The 23,903-nt window shown below is 34.7% G+C and carries 15 protein-coding genes and 1 pseudogene; 14 read left to right on the forward strand and 2 right to left on the reverse strand.

Annotation, left to right across the window (positions count from 1 at the left end):
- The first annotated feature begins 27 nt into the window (after nucleotides 1-27).
- From ACHZES_RS22975 to ACHZES_RS23020, 10 genes and pseudogenes are all read left to right on the forward strand, one after another.
- Entirely contained in the window at nucleotides 28-1,188 is a 1,161-nt protein-coding gene (locus tag ACHZES_RS22975; RefSeq protein WP_395546907.1) for a helix-turn-helix domain-containing protein, read from the forward strand.
- Nucleotides 1,189-1,262: 74 nt separating this feature from the next.
- Entirely contained in the window at nucleotides 1,263-1,904 is a 642-nt protein-coding gene (locus ACHZES_RS22980) for a hypothetical protein (protein WP_395546908.1), read from the forward strand.
- 359 nt (nucleotides 1,905-2,263) lie between these two features.
- Complete coding sequence (locus ACHZES_RS22985) at nucleotides 2,264-2,875, forward strand: hypothetical protein (protein WP_395546910.1); 612 nt, start codon at nucleotides 2,264-2,266, stop codon at nucleotides 2,873-2,875.
- Between the two features lie 260 nt (nucleotides 2,876-3,135).
- Nucleotides 3,136-8,121 carry a sacsin N-terminal ATP-binding-like domain-containing protein gene (locus tag ACHZES_RS22990; RefSeq protein WP_395546911.1) on the forward strand — a complete coding sequence of 1,662 codons (4,986 nt, stop codon included), beginning with the start codon at nucleotides 3,136-3,138 and terminating at the stop codon, nucleotides 8,119-8,121.
- A 242-nt stretch (nucleotides 8,122-8,363) separates the two neighbouring features.
- A pseudogene (locus ACHZES_RS22995) lies at nucleotides 8,364-9,345 on the forward strand (YhcG family protein).
- A gap of 122 nt (nucleotides 9,346-9,467) precedes the next feature.
- A complete protein-coding gene (locus ACHZES_RS23000) occupies nucleotides 9,468-9,989 on the forward strand; it encodes a hypothetical protein (protein WP_395546913.1) in 522 nt (173 codons plus the stop codon).
- Between the two features lie 402 nt (nucleotides 9,990-10,391).
- Nucleotides 10,392-11,297 carry a hypothetical protein gene (locus ACHZES_RS23005; protein WP_395546914.1) on the forward strand — a complete coding sequence of 302 codons (906 nt, stop codon included), beginning with the start codon at nucleotides 10,392-10,394 and terminating at the stop codon, nucleotides 11,295-11,297.
- A gap of 580 nt (nucleotides 11,298-11,877) precedes the next feature.
- Nucleotides 11,878-13,428: an IS21 family transposase gene (gene istA, locus ACHZES_RS23010; RefSeq protein WP_395549405.1), complete on the forward strand. Its 1,551-nt coding sequence runs from the start codon at nucleotides 11,878-11,880 to the stop codon at nucleotides 13,426-13,428.
- A gap of 6 nt (nucleotides 13,429-13,434) precedes the next feature.
- Nucleotides 13,435-14,211 carry an IS21-like element helper ATPase IstB gene (gene istB / locus ACHZES_RS23015; RefSeq protein WP_395549404.1) on the forward strand — a complete coding sequence of 259 codons (777 nt, stop codon included), beginning with the start codon at nucleotides 13,435-13,437 and terminating at the stop codon, nucleotides 14,209-14,211.
- 133 nt (nucleotides 14,212-14,344) lie between these two features.
- Entirely contained in the window at nucleotides 14,345-14,851 is a 507-nt protein-coding gene (locus ACHZES_RS23020; RefSeq protein WP_395549410.1) for a hypothetical protein, read from the forward strand.
- 62 nt (nucleotides 14,852-14,913) lie between these two features.
- Here ACHZES_RS23020 and istB (ACHZES_RS23025) read toward each other — a convergent pair whose 3' ends face one another.
- Nucleotides 14,914-15,690: an IS21-like element helper ATPase IstB gene (gene istB / locus ACHZES_RS23025; RefSeq protein WP_395549404.1), complete on the reverse strand. Its 777-nt coding sequence runs from the start codon at nucleotides 15,688-15,690 to the stop codon at nucleotides 14,914-14,916.
- 6 nt (nucleotides 15,691-15,696) lie between these two features.
- On the reverse strand, nucleotides 15,697-17,247 hold the full coding sequence (istA, locus tag ACHZES_RS23030) for an IS21 family transposase (RefSeq protein WP_395549405.1): 1,551 nt from the start codon (nucleotides 17,245-17,247) through the stop codon (nucleotides 15,697-15,699).
- Between the two features lie 1,770 nt (nucleotides 17,248-19,017).
- On the opposite strand from istA (ACHZES_RS23030), the gene abc-f reads away from it, so the two are divergent.
- From abc-f to yaaA, 4 genes are all read left to right on the forward strand, one after another.
- Nucleotides 19,018-21,090, forward strand: coding sequence for a ribosomal protection-like ABC-F family protein (gene abc-f / locus ACHZES_RS23035; RefSeq protein WP_395547686.1), 2,073 nt, complete (start codon nucleotides 19,018-19,020; stop codon nucleotides 21,088-21,090).
- 494 nt (nucleotides 21,091-21,584) lie between these two features.
- Nucleotides 21,585-21,995: a peptide deformylase gene (locus ACHZES_RS23040; protein WP_395547685.1), complete on the forward strand. Its 411-nt coding sequence runs from the start codon at nucleotides 21,585-21,587 to the stop codon at nucleotides 21,993-21,995.
- Nucleotides 21,996-22,093: 98 nt separating this feature from the next.
- Nucleotides 22,094-22,546: a thioredoxin-dependent thiol peroxidase gene (gene bcp / locus ACHZES_RS23045; RefSeq protein WP_395547684.1), complete on the forward strand. Its 453-nt coding sequence runs from the start codon at nucleotides 22,094-22,096 to the stop codon at nucleotides 22,544-22,546.
- A gap of 3 nt (nucleotides 22,547-22,549) precedes the next feature.
- Nucleotides 22,550-23,290, forward strand: a complete 741-nt coding sequence (yaaA, locus tag ACHZES_RS23050; protein ID WP_395547683.1) for a peroxide stress protein YaaA — start codon at nucleotides 22,550-22,552, stop codon at nucleotides 23,288-23,290.
- Nucleotides 23,291-23,903 lie beyond the last annotated feature (613 nt).

Below are 23,903 nucleotides of genomic sequence, written 5' to 3' on the forward strand. Positions count from 1 at the left end.
ATAATCATGATTTGAGAGGTAGATATAGTGATAATTAATGGTAAACAGTTTGATGATTGGATTGAATCTGATATTGAAGCTATCTTACAGCAAGATACATACCGTGAAAATGACCATATTGATTATAAAGAAACGTTTGCTATATTAGATTGTACTGATAAAGCTGTGAAAAAGAAAAAGCAGGATGAGTTTAGGCATGATATATGTTCATTTGCCAATGGAGAAGGTGGATATCTTATATTTGGAATAAAAGAAGAAAATGGTATTCCAGATAGGATAATTGGAATTTCCATAAATGATAGTGATATAGATAGATTTGAACTAGACCGACGCAATGAATTATCATCTATTTTGCCGTTGGTACCTGTGGTAACATTTAAATTTATTCGTTTGAAATCAGAAAAATATGTTGTAGTGATACAGATAAAAAAAGGTCATTATGGTCCATATCTGTACATGGAAAATGAAGGAATAAATAAATTCTTTATTAGAAGAGGGAATAGAAAACAACCTATGAGTTATACAGAAATCAGAAACAGTTTCATAAAATCAGGTAGGTTGGCAGATGCCATAAAAGAGTTTAGAAAGAAAAAAATAGAAGAATACAAGGAAATCATGGGAGATTCTTCGTATGCGTTATTGCAAGTAATACCTGAAACACTTACAGATACAGAAACATACATAAATATATACGATTTATTATTAGAACAAAAGATATCATTCAACAGTACTTTTCAGGGGTTATGTTATGGACATGCAGTTCCGAATGTGGATGGGGTATGTTATCCCAATTATGATTATGAGAATGGGATATTTTTTCAAGCATATGATAGTGGCATAGTGGAAGTTTATCTAAAACTAACTCCTGTTGTAAGAAATGAAGAAGAATGGATAAATTCACATTCAATAGTCGAAAAGATAACATGTTTATTGCATGGTATTCAGCATTTGTACAATCAGCTAGAAAGAAATGTGAGAGGGTATTTTTCAATCAGTGTTATTGGCTGCCGAGGTCTGTGGAGTGATTATGATTTTGGAACTGATTATAAAGGAATCGTGGACAGAAATGAAATATTAACTATGCCAATAGAAATAAAAGATATTAGTAATAATGATATGATTGTTAATGCAGTTACACAGTCGGAAATTATACTAGCAAATGCCTTAAGTAAACACAGGAGAAAATAGGCATGTGTAAGAGTCTGGATTGGAATATGTAAGAATGAAGGCTTTTATATAGAATTGAGTAAGGAGATAATTTAGTGAAGATTATTTTTGAAAAAGGGATGAAAGTCAGCAAAGTTCTAAAATTACTCAGAAACTTCATGATGGAAGAAGCGGAAGAATATCCTATATTAAAAAATAATATGTCTATTGATATATTATTAAAAAATGATGTGGGACAAATAAATCCTAATAATGAAAGAAAATTTCTTTTCGGTAAGGCTGATTATAATAAAATAGAAATAGAAGAAAAAGAATATGCAGATGAAAGGTTATGTGATGAATGGAAATCTTTTATAAGTGACTATCATTATCTTGAACTGGTTAAGGCTATAGAATCTGATCATAATTATATTGAAACAGCAGATGAGAAAAAAAGAAATCCACAATATGTTGAAAAAAGAGAAAAAATTCTTTTAGAACATGAAAAAGAACTGATAGATGAAAAAGCAAGATTAGAGTCATTAAATAGGTTTATTGATATGGTAAATAAAAATAAAGTAATATATAAATATATTGAATATTCGACAGGAAGATGGACAAAGATAATGATTTTTGAATTAGAAGAAACATATATTTTTGAGTATGACCCAGAGATATATTATGATCATGAGCTAAGAGTTAAAGATAGTGAAAGTAGATTATGCTTTCAAGTATACTCTGATAACGTGGTATATTAAAGAACCTTATAAGAGAGGTCAAATAAGTTATGGAAAGTTTCTGGAATTTCTAAGAAAAGATGATGAAGGAATAGGTATTCATATTAATATTTATGATGCAATTGAAAAGGTTTATGATTTACAACCATGGGAATTGGCCGGAGTGTTAGATGTGTCAATGGGGTAATTGGATATGCCAGAATGCAGAAAACAATAGTAAAAAGAAAAAGACAATTCTCAAGTAGATTACATATTCCAGAAAGTTTTTTTGATAACTTCTCATCAATACAACTTGAAGAGTTAAAAAATGTAAAGAGGAATTTTATGAATTTTATGGTAGTGAAGCAATAGAAAAATTTAAGCAAAATGGTGTTAATGCGATGGATTTAAAAATGGAACAAGATATTGCTAACAGTAAAGTTTTGAATGAAGAATATCGAAAGAATAATCAATATAAGTATCAGTATGAGGGGAAAAATAAAATGTATCATGATTTGTCAGATGATTATAAAGCAAGAGATTATGTGATTGCCATAACATTAAAGGATGGTGATTATTATGGAAAAATTTTTTATGAATATTCTTATGGAGGCTATGGGTTATCTGTCTCAATTATGCAGGATATACTTGGTTTTATAGAGAATCTTAGCTGTGAAGAGATAGATGGATGGAATGAAGAAGGGTTGTTAAATAATAACATTGGTTTAAAATCAGATATTAATTGTCAAGAAATTCATTTTGAATTGAAAAATGAAAGTGGAGATGTGTTAAGGAAGAAAATACCTGAAACTGAGCTGCAAAAATATATTATTGGTTACGAAATGATTAGATGTGATGGACATGGAATGAAAAAGGAACGGAGAAGATGTAGTTCTTGTAAAAATTTTCATTCGATAGAAGGATGTGCAAAAGGAAATTGTTCTGTTAGAGGTGATGTTGTTCAAAGAAGCAGAGTAATATGCGCATTTGATTATGTTCCAATTGAAGACTAATATTCTAATAGAACAGTTATGAAAAGTCTGAAAGTAAAAAGAGATCAATAAGGAAATAGGATTAGATGAGTTGTTGAAAAAATCATTGGAAGAAAACGAGAAGTTAATAAGTGAAATACTGGAACTTAGAAAATCATTGGAAAATGAATATTCTAGGTATTATTGGACTGGCTACTCAGTGAAAGGTTGTGATTTTTGAATATGCTTTCATTATGTTGTTGGATTATGTAATATGTATATAGGGAGAAAGGGTAAAGATAATGAGTTTAAAATCAGATGTTGAGAAAATTTATTCAGATAATACAAATTATTCAAATCCAGGTCAAGCGGTAAATCAAGCTAGTTCTTTAAATGCATTATCGGCTGATTTATATACTGATTCAAAGCGTTTCATTTATGAACTTTTGCAAAATGCTGATGATTCATCTTTGAATGACGAAGGTGTTAAGGTATGGATTAAGATTTTTGGTAAACATTTAGTTGTTGCTCACTCTGGAAAACCATTTTCTCCACGTGACTTACAGGGAATATGTAATATAAACAATGGTACAAAGAAATCGGACTTAACAAAAACAGGTTACAAAGGTATAGGGTTCAAATCGGTTTTTGGACAATCCGAAAACGTTACAATATTTACAAATAAAGAGTACTTCAGATTTGATTCATCGTATACATTCGAATGGAATTGGGATGATTCAATGACAGAATGGGAAAAGAAAAACGATAGAAAATTTCAATTTCCGTGGCAAATAATACCTATATACACTGAAGTTGAAGAAATTGATGAGTCTATCAATCGATTTATAGAAAATATCGGGGCAAATGTTGCCACAATTATTCAAATGAAAAATGCAAAAGAGACGAGTCAGGCTGTTCTAAATTTGTCTCAAAATCTGAATATGTTTTTATTTCTCAAAAATATTTCTGAGATCAATTTTGATGTAAGAGAATCGGTTTCTATTGAAATCAATCGTGACGAGAAGGAGCGAATCACGTTAAAGAACGGTAATGTTTCAAAATCCGATTGGTTGATAAGCACTATTAGCCTAATAGTACCGGATGAGGTAAAGACTGCACTACAAGATGAACGTAATATTCCTGATAAGTTATTGAGTGCAGACTCAATTGAATTAACTTTAGCAGCAAAAGTTGGAAATGATGGAATAACCAGAATTTCTGAGCAGGAGACACTGCTATATTCATACTTGCCAACCGATGAAAGGAAGTACTCCTTGCCGGTGCTTGTTAATGCAAGTTTTTTAACAACTGCTAATCGCGAATCTCTTCACGCTGATTCAAAATGGAACCAGTGGCTATTTAGGACTATTGCTATTGAAATTATTAAGTGGATCTCTAGACTTGTAATTACGGAATACAGTTTTCAAGCATATCAATTAATACCTAAAGAGATTCGATATGATGATCTTGGGAATAAATTTAATGAAGGAATTAAAGAAGCTTTAGAAAAAATTCCTTTCATAATTACTAGAGAAGGCAATTTGGCAAAAATAGAAGATACAATAGTTGATTTTACTTATTTATCTGAGAAAACATTCGTAGGCGAAGAACCTATAAAGAAGTTTATTCATAAGGAAATACAAAATGGTCACGGTCGCTCTAAGCAATTTGTTGAAGATTCGCCTTTTATGTTTGAGTTTAAAAGGCTTGGATCATCGTGCTTTGAGTGGAGGCATCTTCAAACATTCTTCTTATCTCCATATTTTTTTAGTGGGTATACAATTGATAAAAATATAGAGCTAATTAAACATTTAAAAAAACTCTGTGAATCAAATAAGGTTAAAGAAATTACAAAAGAAACGCTCATAAAATTACCATTTATATGGGATCATAAAAATCAAATTAACTATCCATGTAAAGTATGTTTTCCTACTGCCGATGATCAAAACTGGGATAATCCCAATAGCGATTTATCATTTTTGCATAGAGAACTGCAGGTTTGGCTGCTTAAGAATTTAGATGTTAGGCAGTGGTTAGAGAGTCTGGGAGTGCAAGAAAAGACAGATATCACATATATTACTCAGAATATTTTACCTAATATTGAAAGCTATATTACATCTGAGAATGCTTTACAAACTATTTGTGATTTATTCAGTTTGTATAAGAAAGGAAATCTAAGAGAAGACTTAATCGGGAAATTGTCTCGAATTAGACTAATAACTAAAAATGGTTCTTTTAGTCCTGCTGAGGAGTGTTATCTATCGGATTTTTATAAACCAAGATTGGAAATTGAAAAGATAATAGATAAAGATATTTTTGTTTGTGAGACTTACTGTGTTGACGTTCTTGAAAAGGATGAGTGGAGACGGTTTCTTAAAATGTTTGGAGTTCACGAGGGAATAAAAACTATACAATTAGCAAACAAACTTGCACGAAAAGAATTAATTGCAGCAGGGTTTAATGATAGATATTTTGAAACTGATGAAAAAAAATTCAAACCTTTTCAAACTGTTTTTAGTTCCGATAGCTTCAGTGAAGTGACAACAATGAACTTTATTCAACTTACTGAAAACAACCCTAAGTTTGCTTTGAGGTTTTGGACTGATTATATTGAAAATTATTTGCCTAACATTATTAACCTTCCGGCAATAGCATTTTGGGGGCATCACGGGATGCCAGGACAGACAAATGGAAACTCAGTAGAAAACTATATTCCATGGTTTGTTAGGAACATTAAGTGTATACCTACAACATCGGAGAAATGTGAGAGTTCTCCTTTTGTACTTCTTAATACATCGGGAATATTAAATATTTCGGGAAAATATTTAGACGTCTTCAATGGTCCTGAATTATCAAGTGAATGGAGAGCTTTCTTTAATTTTAGAACGAATTTAGAATTAAGGGATTATTTAGAGTTACTTAACAGAATTTCAGTAGATGTTGATGAAAAGGGAAACATCAAAAAAGATAATTACAAACGGGTACAATCAATTTACTCAGCACTATTGATTCAATGTGTTAATTGGAATGAAAATGACATTGCTGATGTTGAAAATTGGGTTATTTCAGGTTGCTTATTAAATACCCAAAATCAATTTTCAGAATGCACTACTATTAAATTTTTTATTGATGGTAACGAAGCAATTTTTCAAGAGCAGTATTGCTTTATTCAACTTAGTGCTGAGAATAAGAATAGTCCATATCTCGAAAAATTATTATTACACTTTAACGTGCAAATATTGAGACAAAGCGAATTTGATCTTATTTGCGCTCAAGAAGAAATTTGTTCTGAATTAATAAATAAATTAAAGATTACGCTTCCTTACTTTAAAAAATGGATAGAGAATGAAGATAGTGATGAAGATACAAAAAACAACTTGGAAAACATAGAAGGTAGACTAGATATACTAAATGTGTTTCAAGCGGAGGAGCTTAAAATTACATATAGCGGCATTGACTTTACTAAAAATGTAAATATCCACTTTAATGAGACGAGCCTTTATGTAACGGATCCTTGGAATTCCAATAGTGTATTATTAAAGCTATCGGATGTCTTATGTAAGTATTTTAAGCTGATTGGACATGAAAAGAAATTAGACTTTTTACTTAGATCTAGTGGTGATGAGATTCAAAAGTATTTTGTCCAAGAAGATATTGAAATTCCATCGGAGTGTTTGATAGTAGATACTAGTATAACTGCTTTAGAGTTTAATGACACACTAACAAAACCGGATGGAGTTGATGACTTTTTTGAGGATTCAACGCCCGATCTGAGTAAGAAAATGTACATAAAATCACTTATCCCAAGGGCTGTATATAATGTACTTAAACACCTTAGTACATTATCTGAATATGATTGTTCATCTGCTTATATGATTTCAGAAAGTGTTATAGGTGGCATAACTAAAAATGGGAATGATATAAAAGTGGTTGCCAGACCTTCAGATAATGACAAAATTAGACTTTTTTATGATTCTGAATTTGATGTTCTTGAATATGTCGATGCAGAACTTTGGTATGAAGATGGAGCTACACCTCCTAAGCAATTTACACTTGGACAGCTACTGAAAATGAAAAAAATAAATAAAATACCAATTAAGCAAATTCAAATTAAGGATCTCGAATTGAATAACCCAAAATCAGAAATATTAGATTTTGATGCAGTGCCATTCTCACCCGAAAAAACAGCACAGACAATTTCAGCGTTTGCTAACAATAAAGGAGGTACTATTCTATTTGGTATAAAGGAATTATCTGCTTTAGAAAATGAGATTGTTGGGTTAAGTACAGATTTCAATGTAGTTGATATAACTAACAAAGCTATCTCAATGCTTAGTCCCACACCTGATGTAAGTTTCGATTGGCTTAAAAAAGGTGAAGAGTTAATATTTGTAATCGAAATAAAAAAGGCAAATGAAGATATACTTTTAAACAATCAAAAGTACATTAGAGAATCCAATATAACTAAGATAGAGAAGTGCAATTCTACAAGTATGTGTACTATAAATAATCCTAGATTCGAAAAGACAATAGCAATAATTATAGCTATTGAAAATTATGCAGTGAGGTCAGATAATCAGGTGGATAATGTGAAGTTTGCTATTAAAGATGCTTCACGGTTTAAAGAAATGCTAATATCCTCAATGGGTGTAGAGCAAGAAAATATTTTCGAATGGAAAAATGAAGAAGCTTTGAAAAGTAACCTTGATTACGAGCTTAAAAGTCTGTTTTATAGTTTGACTGAAAGCGATAGGTTGATTTTTTATTATGTTGGACATGGCTTTCATGATGGAGTGACAAATTATTTGTCAACGTATGATATACATCCGTTTAATATAGCTGAAACAGCAATCTCTTTGCGCAAAATACTTTTAGATCCTTTGCAACAATCTAAGTGTAAGAATGCACTTATATTTATAGATGCATGTGCTAAAAGTTTTGATAATAAAAATGAAAGAAGCCATATTTCTAATATCAATGAAGAAGAGTTTAAAATCATTTCAAGTAACTTTGAGAGCTACTCAATATTTCTTTCATGTAATCCTGGGCAAAGTTCATATTCTTGTGATGATTTGGAAAATGGAATATGGACCTATTTTTTAACGAAAGCGATTACTGAACCAGCGGATGAAGTAGTTCTTAACCATCAATTCATTACGGATAGAAAGTTGGGAGATTACTTATCTCTCAATGTGTCTAGTTATGCCAAAAGTAAGAATAATTGGAATCAAAACCCTAAGACGATACTTGACTCAAGCTATGAAAATGTTATAACTGAAATTAAATAATATGTTTGTTGGCAATAATCATTGAATTTTGAAATTTAAATTTTAAGGTTGGTAGGTGTTTTCGAGAAAAATATATTACCGCTAGGGAACCAATAGGTCTTCACGACATCATTTTTGTCGGTTCAAGGCATTGTGAAGTTTGTGTCGAAATATGTCGTAAATAAAACAGAAATTTTTTGAATCATGTTTAAGAAAGGGGTTGAAAGTATGGATAATAAAATTATTAACCACTAGTAGGTGAAATAAGAAATATTCTTGATACAGCAAGGAGAAATATTGCAAGAGAAGTTAATAACGAATTAATCATTTCCTATTGGAAGATAGGGGAGATTATAATTCGTTACGAGCAAAATGATAGTATTCGAGCTGAGTATGGGGAGCAAACACTAAAACAACTTTCTAAGACATTGACTGCTGAATTTGGGAAGGGATTTTCCCGGTCCAATTTGCAGAATATGAGATCATTTTATATGCATTATGAAAGATGCAGACGCTGTCTGGCAAATTGAGTTGGTCTCATTATTGCGAACTATTAAGTATTACAGAAAAAGATAAACGTGGTTTTTATGAAAGAGAAGCAGTTAACTCAAATTGGTCTGTACGAGAATTAAAACGGCAAATTAATACCTCGTTATATGAACGACTGCTGCTATCTAAAGGTGAGGTAAATAGACAGGAAGTATTAAAACTAGCAACAAATGGAATTGAAATTATAGAACCTAAAGATATTATTAAGGATCCATATGTATTTGAGTTTCTTGGGATACCTGAAGATAAACCAGTATTGGAAAGTGATTTAGAAAAAGCGCTCGTGGAGTAAATTGAAAAATTTCTTCTTGAATTAGGCAGAGGTTTTATGTTTGTAGGAACACAGCAGAGAATAACAATAAATAATACTCATTATTATGTAGATATGGTTTTCTATAATAAACCTTTGAAGTCATATGTTATCATAGAATTAAAAACAACCAAACTTATGCCAGAAGCAGCAGGTCAGTTGAATATGTACTTAAATTATTATGAGAATGAAGTAAATGATGAAAATGATAAAAACCGATAGGTATTATTCTTTGTACAGATAAAGATGCTCTGACTGCTAAAGATGCATTAGGTGGGCTATCAAGTAATATTTTCGCTTCAAAATATACTTATTATATTCCGGATAAAGAACAGTTAATTGCTGAAGTTGAAAAGGTAATTAAAATGTGGCATGAAAAGGAATAATGAAACAGAATAAGAACTTACTATTTATTGGATTTATGACAGGCGTGGAGGAATAACATTTAAGATGGTATATCTGTTGGAAAAGTTTAAGCCGCTAGACTTGGAGTTATAGAGGGAGTTGAATGGGGAAAATATTAGGATCTTGGAGTGGAATGCGGAAATATCTTGAGCAGGAAATGCTTGCAGACAGTTTACATGGACGGGTTCGGTATAACTGTACTACTTATGTTGGCATGGATGGGTGCCATATTTTCGAAGTTTACATTGATAACAAACTGGTGAAACAGTTCTCTTGGGAAACAGTGAATACTTATTTTATTGAAAAAGGATATAAAAAAAATTCAAATCACTCTGGTATAGGCGAATACTGGAATGAGTTTTGGGCACTCATGGATTCTGTTCCAATGCAAGCAAGACAGGAATATACGGATAATGAATTCTGTAAGTCATTGGAGAATTACCGAAATCATAGTATTCAGGACAGCATACAATCTGAAAATCCATTGGAAAGAATGTTTGCTGTTTTAGATATACGAGTTGGTAAAAGAAGCCTCCGAAAGTTGAAAGAAACGATGGAAGAGCAAAGTGAATGGCTTCAACAGTTCTATAGGTTAAGATTAAATGCGGAGAATTATGAAGAATAAGATGCAGACAGGTGTCTGCTGTAGGTAAAATTAATATGGTCAGTGTGATGTTAGCGGTTGGCGTGGCATCCAGCTGCCTGGCGAAAGCCCCAACGGGTATCTTTGTTCTAAAGTATTAGTCAAATTGATGTCTACGCCAAGGGCAAAATACGTTTTTCAGGAATCTGTATTACAGCCTCAACACACTGGAGACGTGCGTTTTATTAACTCGAAAAATGTAGCGAGTTACAATGTAGAAATTGAAATTAGATTATAAGTATTATTGTGCAAAGTCTATACTGGGATAGGCTTTGCATTTTTAATAACATCTATTGACATAGTATAACAACAATGGAATAATATACATATATTAATTTATTTTAAGTGAACAAATTAAACAGGTATTAAGAAAGAGGGGGCAATATGAAAAATAAGATTGAAAAAGGGCAATTAATTATTCCGGTATATTTAAATGAGAAGACAGTTATAGATATGCTTGCAATAATTGAAGATGGTTTTTCTATGGTAAGTGAAGTTAGTTCGTCATTTCAATCTAGCGGAAATACCGAGGTTAAAGTTGGCGGGGGTATCTCAACTAAGGCTATACTTGATAAATTACTGAAAATTCAATTAGAAGGTAGTATTGAAAAAGGAAAGAGCAATAGTGATACTTCAGAAACAAAATTAGAGAAAGTGCATACTAATGTATCGCTGTTATCAAAATTTAGAACAAAATTAATAGAAAATGAATTGATATCATATTGTGCAGGAGCAGATTTAAATATAGCAGATATAAATGCTGGGGATTTTATTGAAATAGAAGGTGAATTGCAGAAAAATCCTATGATTGATATGATGGAAAAAATAATTGACGTTTTTAAAATGATTGAAATTTTTTCAGAGAAGCCCGAATTGGGTAACAAGAAAAGTGCGGCAGTCCAAAAGGCAAATGAAAATGTTACTGTTAAACAGATAAAAAGCTTCTTGGAAGAATTGAAACATTCAGGAACTATTGATTTTATATTAGAAAATGAGAGAGGAACATTGGTACTGTCTGTACAAGAACAATACTTATCTAATGACAACATTTCAGAAATAATAGGTGGACATTTTAAAGTTTTAGGAAAAGTAATAAAAGTTTGTCATAATTCAGAGGACAGTATTAATTTACTTAGAAAGACAACTTTGAACATATTGGATGAAACTAGCCTGAATGAACTTTTATCTGCTTTTAAAAACGATGATTTGCAACAGTATAATTTGCCGAATATTAGGTCTGAAATTAAAGGACCGTCAGCAATTATTATTCCAGTTGCTATTTATGCATAAGCACTAACAGATTTATTTTAGTTGATTTTATACAACGAAGAATGCGAGATTCTCATAAAAAACTTATTATATTGAATTTTGATATTCCACATGATGAAATGCCGCCGTTGGTGCAGGATTGTAGATACATAGATTTTCAAAAGGACGGTTCAATAGAAACATTAATTAATATACTGAAGAAAAGAATGAGTTCTCTAAATAAATAGTGTTATAATAATGTAAAGATGTATATGTTTTGATAACGGCTTTAAGCTGCTTAGAAAATATATACATCTTTTAATTTTATATAACGACAAATAATTATTATCATGATAAAATATAGAATAGAATTAATTAATAGAGCTAATTTATACGACGTTGATAAATTATACTTTTAGGAGAATGAAATGATAGAATTAACAAGTTTAGACGCCATTATGAGTAATCCGGAGCTGATTACACCATCTGTCCGGACTATGGAAACCGTTATTCCGTTTTAAAGGAAACCGACATTTCGGTGTTGGAAACCATTTAAACATAAAAGTCTTATAATGAAATCATGCACCCTGTCGGTGTAAATTCATTATGGGAGGTCACTATCATGACCAAATATCGAGAGATTTTAAGACTACATAGTCTACATCTCAGCCAACAGAGTATTGCAGATAGCTGCAGTGTCTCTAAAAAAACCGTCAACAGTGTTCTTAAGAAAGCCAGCGAATTAAATATTTCATGGCCACTCGATAAGAACCAGACCGACGAAGTCCTTGCTGGAATTCTTTTTCCAGAAAAAGGCAAGCATATCGAAGCATCGAATAAACGTATGCCTGATTATGCTTACATCCGCAAGGAGCTACTCCGCAATGGCGTTAGTAAAAAGCTCCTGTGGACTGAATACATGGAGGATTGCCGATTAAATGGCGATGAGCCTTTGATGTATTCCCAGTTCTGCTATTATATCCAGCAGGATGAGCAGAAACACCGTGCAACCATGCACATCAATCGTAAACCTGGTGAACAGGTGGAAGTGGATTGGGCTGGTGATCCAGCTCACCTCATCGATCCAGATACGGGTGAAATCATAAATGCTTACGTTTTCGTTGGTGTTATGACCTATAGCCAATACGTGTATGCAGAAGCATTCATTGATGAAAAGCAACCTGCGTGGATTAGAGCACATGTTCACATGTATCAGTTCTTTGGTGGTGTTGCTAAGATTCTGGTTCCTGACAACTGCAAAACAGCAGTAATACATAATAATAACTGGAATGATCAACGAATCAATGCCACATATCAGGAAATGGCTGAACACTATGGTACTGCTATTATTCCAGCCAGAGTGCGTGCACCTAAGGACAAGCCAAATGCAGAAGGATCCGTCGGAAATATTTCCACCTGGATTATCGCTGCACTACGTGATGAACAGTTCTTTTCACTTGCAGAATTAAATCGTGTGATACGTCAGAAACTAGAAGAATTCAATAAAAGGCTCTTTCAAAAGAAAGAAGGTAGCCGATTGGAACTCTTCCGCGACGAAGAACTGCCATTGCTGGCTCCCCTACCTGCTACCTCTTTTGAACTGGCGGACTGGAAACAGGCCACTGTTCAGTTCAATTATCACATATCCATTGATGGAATGCTATACTCGGTTCCATATGAATACATTAAACGCAAGGTAGATGTCAGGGTAACAGATACTACAATTGAAATTTTCTACAACCACAACCGCATAGCTTCTCACAAAAGACTTCATGGCAGAAAAGGTCAGTATGATACGATCCTGGAACATATGCCAGAAGACCACCAGAAATATCTGGAGTGGAACGGTGACCGTTTCCGTAAGTGGGGTGAGCGGATCGGTAACAATACGTACAAGGTAGTGGATGCAATCCTTACCTCCAAACGTGTGGAACAACAGACTTATAAAGGCTGTATGGGACTTCTTAAGCTTGCTGATAAATACTCAGTAGAGAGATTAGAAGCTGCCTGTGAAAAGGCTCTCAGCTACACAGCAACGCCTAGCTACAAAAGTATTAAAAACATACTCACCGCGGGGCATGACAAATCTGTTGATACTGATTTTGGAACAAAATCAGCAAACACACAAAACAAGTATGGCATCACAAGAGGTGCCGACTATTATCGGAGGTAAACACTTATGACAAACCAAAGTACGATTGATAAATTAATAGAAATGCGTCTTAGCTCTATGGCAGATGCATTCCGTAATCAGCTAAATGATCCAAAGATGAAAGAAGTTTCCTTCGAAGACCGCTTTGGTATGCTGACCGACATCGAATTCAGCAGCCGTAAGAATAATCGACTGAAAAGACTGATTCATAACGCTGGATTCGACCAGACTGAAGCAAGTATCATGGATATCGATTATACTTCAGGACGCAAGCTGAACAGAGAACTCATAAGGAGACTTGCTGCTTGCGAATATATATCTGAACACCGTAACTTATTTATTACTGGTGCAACAGGTAGTGGTAAGACTTACATGGCATGCGCGTTCGGTATGGAAGCATGTAAGCAGTATTACAATACTAAATATGTACGTCTCCCAGATCTTTTGATTGAGCTGGAGATGTCAAGAAATGAAGGTACATACAAAAAGGTCATGGCGAAATATGCCAATCCACTTCTTCTTATCATTGATGAATGGCTCTTGCTCAAACCAACTGACAATGAACAAAAAGATATATTTGAACTTCTGCATAGGAGACGTAAGAAATCATCTACGATTTTCTGCTCCCAGTATCTGCAGGAAGGATGGTATGAACAGTTAGGTGGTGAATCCAGTCCTCTGGCTGATGCCATTCTGGATCGTATTGTTTATGATGCCTATAAAATTAATATCCAAAGCATTGATCCTTCAAAGGATATCTCAATGCGAGAGGTATACGGACTAGACAAAAACATGAGCGAGTAAACTCGCATAAGGTGGTTCCCATGTTCCGGTCAATCGGTTCCCGATTTCCCGGAACTGCGGTTTCACCGCACAAGAATATTCAGCCATTATAAGTAAGATAATATTTTGTGATGCTATAGAATGTGATGCAAGTATGGGTGCGGATATGATAATCCCTACTTATGAAATTACACCAACAGAATTTTTAGATATCGCTGAAACGGGGCTTAATAGTAATACTTTAAGCGATAAGGTCAATACTGTATCGAATTTAAAAAGAGCAATAGATTGTCAAATAGATATTTTTTTAGAAAGCATTAATTTGAAGAAAATATTCCATAAAAATAATTTGAAATTTGAGCAGAAAACAAAGTTTTTATCTGATATAGGCATATTATCTCCTAAATCAATAAATAAATTAAATAGCATTAGAAATAAGCTAGAACATGAGTACAAAGTTCCTACTATAGGTGACTTGCAAGTGTACTATGAATTGGTATGGTATGTAACAGAGATAATTGATGCAAGATTACTTTCGATACTTACAAATGGTGAAATAAGATATACTCTTTATCATGATAATAAAGAGTATTATATTAGCATCGTATTTGATATAGAAAATTGTAAATTTGCTTTTGAAATGAATATTCTTGTGCGGTGAAACCGCAGTTCCGGGAAATCGGGAACCGATTGACCGGAACATGGGAACCACCTTATGCGAGTTTACTCGCTCATGTTTTTGTCTAGTCCGTATACCTCTCGCATTGAGATATCCTTTGAAGGATCAATGCTTTGGATATTAATTTTATAGGCATCATAAACAATACGATCCAGAATGGCATCAGCCAGAGGACTGGATTCACCACCTAACTGTTCATACCATCCTTCCTGCAGATACTGGGAGCAGAAAATCGTAGATGATTTCTTACGTCTCCTATGCAGAAGTTCAAATATATCTTTTTGTTCATTGTCAGTTGGTTTGAGCAAGAGCCATTCATCAATGATAAGAAGAAGTGGATTGGCATATTTCGCCATGACCTTTTTGTATGTACCTTCATTTCTTGACATCTCCAGCTCAATCAAAAGATCTGGGAGACGTACATATTTAGTATTGTAATACTGCTTACATGCTTCCATACCGAACGCGCATGCCATGTAAGTCTTACCACTACCTGTTGCACCAGTAATAAATAAGTTACGGTGTTCAGATATATATTCGCAAGCAGCAAGTCTCCTTATGAGTTCTCTGTTCAGCTTGCGTCCTGAAGTATAATCGATATCCATGATACTTGCTTCAGTCTGGTCGAATCCAGCGTTATGAATCAGTCTTTTCAGTCGATTATTCTTACGGCTGCTGAATTCGATGTCGGTCAGCATACCAAAGCGGTCTTCGAAGGAAACTTCTTTCATCTTTGGATCATTTAGCTGATTACGGAATGCATCTGCCATAGAGCTAAGACGCATTTCTATTAATTTATCAATCGTACTTTGGTTTGTCATAAGTGTTTACCTCCGATAATAGTCGGCACCTCTTGTGATGCCATACTTGTTTTGTGTGTTTGCTGATTTTGTTCCAAAATCAGTATCAACAGATTTGTCATGCCCCGCGGTGAGTATGTTTTTAATACTTTTGTAGCTAGGCGTTGCTGTGTAGCTGAGAGCCTTTTCACAGGCAGCTTCTAATCTCTCTACTGAGTATTTATCAGCAAGCTTAAGAAGTCCCATACAGCCTTTATAAGTCTGTTGTTCCACACGTTTGGAGGTAAGGATTGCATCCACTACCTTGTACGTATTGTTACCGATCCGCTCACCCCACTTACGGAAACGGTCACCGTTCCACTCCAGATATTTCTGGTGGTCTTCTGGCATATGTTCCAGGATCGTATCATACTGACCTTTTCTGCCATGAAGTCTTTTGTGAGAAGCTATGCGGTTGTGGTTGTAGAAAATTTCAATTGTAGTATCTGTTACCCTGACATCTACCTTGCGTTTAATGTATTCATATGGAACCGAGTATAGCATTCCATCAATGGATATGTGATAATTGAACTGAACAGTGGCCTGTTTCCAGTCCGCCAGTTCAAAAGAGGTAGCAGGTAGGGGAGCCAGCAATGGCAGTTCTTCGTCGCGGAAGAGTTCCAATCGGCTACCTTCTTTCTTTTGAAAGAGCCTTTTATTGAATTCTTCTAGTTTCTGACGTATCACACGATTTAATTCTGCAAGTGAAAAGAACTGTTCATCACGTAGTGCAGCGATAATCCAGGTGGAAATATTTCCGACGGATCCTTCTGCATTTGGCTTGTCCTTAGGTGCACGCACTCTGGCTGGAATAATAGCAGTACCATAGTGTTCAGCCATTTCCTGATATGTGGCATTGATTCGTTGATCATTCCAGTTATTATTATGTATTACTGCTGTTTTGCAGTTGTCAGGAACCAGAATCTTAGCAACACCACCAAAGAACTGATACATGTGAACATGTGCTCTAATCCACGCAGGTTGCTTTTCATCAATGAATGCTTCTGCATACACGTATTGGCTATAGGTCATAACACCAACGAAAACGTAAGCATTTATGATTTCACCCGTATCTGGATCGATGAGGTGAGCTGGATCACCAGCCCAATCCACTTCCACCTGTTCACCAGGTTTACGATTGATGTGCATGGTTGCACGGTGTTTCTGCTCATCCTGCTGGATATAATAGCAGAACTGGGAATACATCAAAGGCTCATCGCCATTTAATCGGCAATCCTCCATGTATTCAGTCCACAGGAGCTTTTTACTAACGCCATTGCGGAGTAGCTCCTTGCGGATGTAAGCATAATCAGGCATACGTTTATTCGATGCTTCGATATGCTTGCCTTTTTCTGGAAAAAGAATTCCAGCAAGGACTTCGTCGGTCTGGTTCTTATCGAGTGGCCATGAAATATTTAATTCGCTGGCTTTCTTAAGAACACTGTTGACGGTTTTTTTAGAGACACTGCAGCTATCTGCAATACTCTGTTGGCTGAGATGTAGACTATGTAGTCTTAAAATCTCTCGATATTTGGTCATGATAGTGACCTCCCATAATGAATTTACACCGACAGGGTGCATGATTTCATTATAAGACTTTTATGTTTAAATGGTTTCCAACACCGAAATGTCGGTTTCCTTTAAAACGGAATAACGGTTTCCATAGTCCGGACAGATGGTGTAATCAGCTCCGGATTACTCATTTGAAATAAGCGATTGGTCTAATAAAGAGATAAACGACAAAAAAAATATATACATAGAAGCACCTTTAAAAAACAAGTCTGATAAAGAAAATTATGTAAAGGCTTTTAGAATATATTTAGCAACTATACATTTTTTTCATGATGACAACTTACAACAATATAAAAGCAATTTAAAAAATATTACTATTCATAATGAATGATATAATATAGAAGTTAAGCAGTTTTTGTTATACTAAATTAGATATTATATGAGAGTTTCCATGCTATAATTGATTATCATGTACTCTGGTCATCAGAATTGCAACAACAAGGCATTGTGAGATTTGTGTCGAAATTTGTCGCACAAAATAACAAACCATAATGTACGCTATAGCCTCTATATGGTAAAATAAAAGGTAGCTACAATAAATTAATTTCTAAGTAATTGATATTACTTGAAAATAGTGGTTTGAATTTCTGTTTATGCCGATAAAGATTTACATCTTAAACAGATGTAATCAAAGCAAATGCATAGAATATATTGAAGAAGTATTGACTCCCAGAATTTTTACAGAATGTTCTGGGAGTCTGTTTTTAATTTTGTACCCAATGCAGTAGAAGAATTAAAACAGCCGAGAAAATATCTAACAGTGGGGAACTTTGAAGTAATCAAAGATGCTTTTATATTTGTACTGTGGAGAAAATTCGAAATGGCACATTCTCTTTTAATCTTGGCTCATTATTATTTCTCAATGATTTTTGAGGTATCTGATTGCATCTACCAGGTGGTATAATTTTCTTATCAAAAATATGGGAAGTGATACCTGTGGTAAAAGAGATTACATAAAAGGTTGGAATAGAAAATAAATTAATTAACATAAATTAGATATTAAGTTGTGGAGATCGGAGAATAATATGGAAATAAAAAGCATACCTTGCTAGAACTGCATGAAACCTTATGCAGCTTTATGTCACATCGGCAATGTAAACCGTTATATGATATATCGCGAAAAGCCGGGGTCAGCCGGGTCTCAGATTAAAATCAGAGGATAATATCGTTGGGATTAAAAGATATAAAACTTTGGAAAAAATGTTCAAGGATTATAGTATTCCGTTTATTAATTTCAAACTCGGAAAGGTAAGTTCAAACAACAGAAATAGTATCACGGTGAGTCATTGGGGAATTAACGAGGGGGAATATGGAGTATCTTAATACACTTTTTCTTTATATTTGTTTTATTAATACCATATATTGCCCCCCTCATGTATAGAACAGGAAAAACCAGAAAAACACCTTGACGGGATATGTGTTTTCGCTTATTATAAAGGAAATATAGTATTTTTAAACTAGGAAAGGTAATAACAAATATGAACTCCATACTTAAATGGGTAAAATTGGAATCTATTATGATCGCAATATTTCAAGTTAAGGCTAGAAGTGCGTCCAAATTTAATAGATTCAAAGTTAACCATATAAGGTTTTTGGAGTATTCAGATTAATATCATTTGTTATTACGGTGATAATTAAAATTAGCAACCCAAAGCTTATTGGCTTTGGGTTTTTTGCGTTCATTTTTAAGTAAAGGGTAAAGGCAGAGTTTAATTATAAGAAAGGTCAGGTAGAGTCATGATAGAATTAAGTATTAATAATTTAACGAAATTTTATGGAGCGAACAAGATATTTGAAACGATATGCTTTGAGGTGAAAACTGGGGAGAGGATTGGGTTAATTGGTAAAAATGGGTGTGGGAAGACTACAATTATGAAGATTATTATGGGCAGGTTTAAGGAAAGTAACTTAAATTTACAAGGGTGGTTTGAGGATACCGGGCAAGTGCAAGTTGGGGAAGCTTCGTATGGGGAGGAGGTTTCAGAAGATTATCAGGCAGGAGAGGTAAATCTTCGTAAAGGGATTAAGGTGGGGTATTTAAATCAGATACCTGTTTACAGTGAGGATACCAAAGCGATTGATGTAATCCGCATGGCTTTTCAAAAAGTCTTTGATTTGAAGAGACGGTTATCAGAGCTTGAAGGGGTGTTTCAGACTTCTTCGGGTGAGAAGCTTGAAAAAGCACTGTTAAGTTACGGACGGCTCACGGAGGAGTATGAGATAGCCGGAGGATATGAGCTGGAAACGAAGATTAATAAGATTACAGAGGGACTTAAAATTAATGATATTTTAAAGCAACTGCCATTTCACAGTTTAAGCGGCGGAGAAAAAACCAGAGTGATTTTGGCGAAGATACTTCTTGAGGAGCCAGATATTCTGCTTCTTGACGAACCTACCAACCATCTGGACTTAGAAACCACAGAATGGCTGGAGGGCTTTTTAAAGGAGTATAAAGGTTCTGTTCTGATTATATCCCATGACAGATATTTTCTGGATAATGTTGCCATGAAAATCGTGGAGTTAGAGTTTAGCCGGGCTAATATTTACATGGGGAATTATAGTTATTATGTACTGGAAAAAGAGAGACGGTTCTTAATTGACTATAGGAATTATATCAACCAGCAGAAAAAGATCGAACAGATGGAGAAACAGATTGAGCGTTACCGTATCTGGGGAAATATGAGAGACAGTGAAACGATGTTTAAACGGGCAAAGGAATTGGAAAAACGTCTGGAAAAGATTGAAGTATTGGATAAACCGGTCCTTGAAGGCAGGAAGGTGCGCCTTAATCAGGATAGCACATACCGTTCCGGAAAAATGGTATTAGAAACCAATCACTTAAGTAAAAGTTTTGGTGATACGGTATTACTAAAAGACATTGATATGAAAGTTTATTATCAGGATAGTGCCTGCATTATCGGGAGAAACGGCTGCGGCAAATCTACCCTGCTTAAGCTGATATTAGGAGAATTAAAACCAGATTACGGTACGGTAAAAATTGGTGCTCAGGTTAAAATCGGTTATCTCCCTCAACAGGTTGTTTTTGAAGATGAAGACCAGACCATACTTGAGTACTTTTCTGGTTTTCACAATATTACTTATGAAGCTGCCAGAAACCAGCTAGCAAGAGTATTATTCTTTAAAGATGATGTCCATAAGAAAATAAGATTCTTATCCGGTGGGGAGAAGAGCCGGTTAAGGTTATGTTCTTTAACCTTTGAAAAAGTGAATTTTATGATTCTGGATGAGCCTACCAATCACTTGGATATTGATTCCAGGGAAGTGCTGGAGGAAACTTTAACCGCATTTGAAGGAACCCTGTTATTTGTATCCCATGACCGGTATTTTATAAATAAAGTTGCAGGTAAAATCATGTCATTTGAAAATAACCATCTTATTACTTATCCGGGAGATTATACGTATTATCAGGAAGAATTGCAAAAGGCGGGAAAATTTGAGGATCAGTCAAACGAAAAGGCTAGAGGTCTAAGCAACCGGTTAAAGGTTTATGAAGATGATAAGCGTTATAAGAAGGAACAGCCCCAAAAGCCATATGAAAAGAAGCCTTCCATTGGGGTAGAAATGAATCAATACAGCAGAACGGATAACAAATCCAGGAAATTGAATACGCAAAAGTCAGATATTCTTGAGAATGAGATTGCAGCCATAGAAGCTGCATTAAAAGCATTGGAACAAGAGATAAATAATAATAATTCCAATTTCGAATATTTACAGGAACTATTCTTAAAAAAAGAAACTATGGAAAAAGAACTGAATTTCGCTTATGATAAATGGGAGAACTATCAGTAATACAGAAAAATTATCACCTAATTCTCGGTGATGGAAATATTAATTAACTTGAAAAGCTTAATATTGCCAGGCGCAATCATTGCAGGTGTGTGATTGAAACAAAAACAGTTGCATCTTTGCAGGAGTCATTAAATTGGTTGGTAACCCGTTGGAGTAATAAGTAAATGCAAGTAGATAAGCTCAAGGCTGCAACGGGTACCTTTTTTCTATAAGTATTAGTCGATATAATGTATACGCCAAGGGCAAAATGCGTTTTTTAAGAATCTGTATTACAGCATCAACACATGTTGAGGTAATAACTCTATTGCAGAAAGCCTGAGGCAGAAGTGCAGAAAAGTTATGCCAATTAGACCTATTAAAACGGAAAAGTAAACAATACAGTAAATAAAGATAGGCATTAGCATAATTGTACCGTAGGGTAAATATACGTTAATGTCTTGTGAGAAGAATGTTCTGTAATACAACTATCTTGAGCAAATGAAAGAAGGTTTGTAATGATTAGACCAGTAATGAAGGATGTCGTCTTCCTGAATCAGAAGTCAGAACCGGCAACGGAAGCGGACAAGCAGGTAGTTCAGGATTTGCTTGATACTTTAAAAGCGAATGAAGCAGGCTGTGTAGGAATGGCGGCTAACATGATTGGTGTCAAGAAGAGAATAATAGCAGTGAGTATGGGTTTTGCTAATGTTGCTATGATTAATCCAGTGATTATAAAGAAGTCTGGCGCGTACGAGACGGAGGAAGGCTGTCTTTCCTTGATTGGAGTTCGCAAGACCACCAGATATAAGGATATCGAGGTGGAGTTTCAGGATATAAATTTCAATAAACTGTGTCAGAAGTATTCCGGATGGTTTGCACAGATTATACAACATGAAATCGACCACTGCGATGGCATAGTGATATAGAAGTATAGGCAATGATGGAAGTTGTAATAGTGAAATAAATACTAGAAAAACGGAATAAAAGGATTTTATGCTTATCATAAGAATCAGGAGGTCAGATCATGTTAGAGACAGGAACAAAAGCACCAGCATTTTCATTGCCGGACCAAAATGGATTGATGCACACGTTGGAGGAGTTCAAGGGTAAGAAGGTTATTTTATATTTCTATCCAAAGGACAATACTCCGGGCTGCACCAAGCAGGCTTGCAACTTTGGAGAGTTGTATCCGCAGTTTCAAGAAAAGGGAGCTGTGGTTCTTGGGGTGAGTAAGGACAGTGTGGCATCTCATAAAAAATTCGAGGAAAAGAATGGACTACCATTTACATTGCTTTCTGATACGGAACTTACCTGTATTCAGGCATATGATGTCTGGCAGGAAAAAATGAATTATGGTAAGGTTAGCATGGGAGTGGTTCGAACCACATATCTCATCGATGAAGATGGGGTAATTGTAAAAGCCTTTGGTAAAGTGAAGGCAGAGGAGAATCCAGCACAAATGCTGGCGCTGTTTTAGGATATGAAGATAATAATTTCTCCGGCAAAGAAGATGAATGAGGATACGGATTCCATTGAGGTTACCGAAATGCCCAGATTTATTAATGATGCTAAAATATTGATGCATAAAATGCAGTCCTTGTCCTTATCAGAGGGAAAAGCATTGTGGAAATGCAATGATAAATTGGCAGAATTAAACTATAAGCGCTACAAAGATATGGATTTGATGCGTAGACTGACACCGGCAATAATCGCATATGAGGGTTTGCAGTATCAGCATATGGCTCCGAAAGTGCTTACAACTAGGGCTCTTTCGTACCTATCAGATCATTTGCGGATTCTGTCAGGCTTCTATGGAATACTTAAGCCCTTTGATGGGGTAACGCCATATCGGCTAGAAATGCAAGCAAAGCTATCCGTGAATGATTGTAAAGATTTATATAATTTCTGGGGAGACCGGTTGTATCATAGTCTAGTGGACGATGACAGAATTATCATTAACTTGGCTTCGAAGGAATACTCACAATGCATCGAGAAATATATCACACCGAAGGATCGATTTATTACGATTGAGTTTGGTGAGCTAGTGGAAGGGAAAGTGAAGCAAAAGGGGACAATATCGAAAATGGCTCGCGGTGATATGGTGCGGTTCATGGCAGAGAATAATATTTCTGATCCGAATGGTATCAAGGATTTCAAGGAGCTAGGATTTGCTTATAGCAAGGAGCTTTCTAGCTACTCAAAATACGTATTCATAATGTGAGGCGAGACGTTATTATGAGCGGTAGAATTCAAGTTTGTGCAATTTAATAATCTTACTTTTAAAAATAACTCAGCTTATGGATGTGATTTCACAAAAGATTTATTGGATGGTTTGATGTACTATTAGTGAATAGAGCGAAAACCATATATATCACTGTGTCTAATTATCTCGGTCATGATGCTCCTTTTGAACTCTCAAAGCAGTAAATGATTTTAATTCGGGTGATAAATCAAAAACAAACTGGATATCTTTGGATGATGAGCCTGGTACATATATTTGGAAATTAGAAAGACAAAATGAAACAATAAATATTAACAATACGAATCGCAAACAATTCCAAAAGATAGAAAACATCTTGAGAAAGAAGAAACATATCGTATCGATTTTGAAACAAATGTAGAATTTCTTGGTTTTGTAAAAGAAGTTGCAACCTCCTTTGAAAAAGCTAAGAAACTGGATGATGAAAGCAAGTATTATGAAAAAGAATGGCGGCACAAGTTTCCAGATGCAGAAGCAAATCCTATTTTTCTGCTGATCGATCAGTGAAGTTTTTGGAGGTAATATCCTGCCGCAAAGGGTTAACAGATACATACGGCATCATTATTGCACACTC

The sequence above is a fragment of the Lacrimispora sanguinis genome (genome assembly GCF_044987295.1).
Lineage (GTDB): Bacteria > Bacillota > Clostridia > Lachnospirales > Lachnospiraceae > Lacrimispora > Lacrimispora celerecrescens_B.

Excerpts from the sequence above, each read along its gene's own strand:
- istA (WP_395549405.1), top strand. The coding sequence starts at position 11,878 with ATGACCAAATATCGAGAGATTTTAAGACTACATAGTCTACATCTCAGC.
- istB (WP_395549404.1), top strand. The coding sequence starts at position 13,435 with ATGACAAACCAAAGTACGATTGATAAATTAATAGAAATGCGTCTTAGC.
- ACHZES_RS23020 (WP_395549410.1), top strand. The coding sequence starts at position 14,345 with ATGGGTGCGGATATGATAATCCCTACTTATGAAATTACACCAACAGAA.
- ACHZES_RS23000 (WP_395546913.1), top strand. The coding sequence starts at position 9,468 with ATGGGGAAAATATTAGGATCTTGGAGTGGAATGCGGAAATATCTTGAG.
- istB (WP_395549404.1), bottom strand. The coding sequence starts at position 15,690 with ATGACAAACCAAAGTACGATTGATAAATTAATAGAAATGCGTCTTAGC.
- ACHZES_RS23005 (WP_395546914.1), top strand. The coding sequence starts at position 10,392 with ATGAAAAATAAGATTGAAAAAGGGCAATTAATTATTCCGGTATATTTA.
- abc-f (WP_395547686.1), top strand. The coding sequence starts at position 19,018 with ATGATAGAATTAAGTATTAATAATTTAACGAAATTTTATGGAGCGAAC.
- ACHZES_RS22985 (WP_395546910.1), top strand. The coding sequence starts at position 2,264 with ATGGATTTAAAAATGGAACAAGATATTGCTAACAGTAAAGTTTTGAAT.
- istA (WP_395549405.1), bottom strand. The coding sequence starts at position 17,247 with ATGACCAAATATCGAGAGATTTTAAGACTACATAGTCTACATCTCAGC.
- ACHZES_RS22990 (WP_395546911.1), top strand. The coding sequence starts at position 3,136 with ATGAGTTTAAAATCAGATGTTGAGAAAATTTATTCAGATAATACAAAT.
- bcp (WP_395547684.1), top strand. The coding sequence starts at position 22,094 with ATGTTAGAGACAGGAACAAAAGCACCAGCATTTTCATTGCCGGACCAA.
- ACHZES_RS23040 (WP_395547685.1), top strand. The coding sequence starts at position 21,585 with ATGATTAGACCAGTAATGAAGGATGTCGTCTTCCTGAATCAGAAGTCA.
- yaaA (WP_395547683.1), top strand. The coding sequence starts at position 22,550 with ATGAAGATAATAATTTCTCCGGCAAAGAAGATGAATGAGGATACGGAT.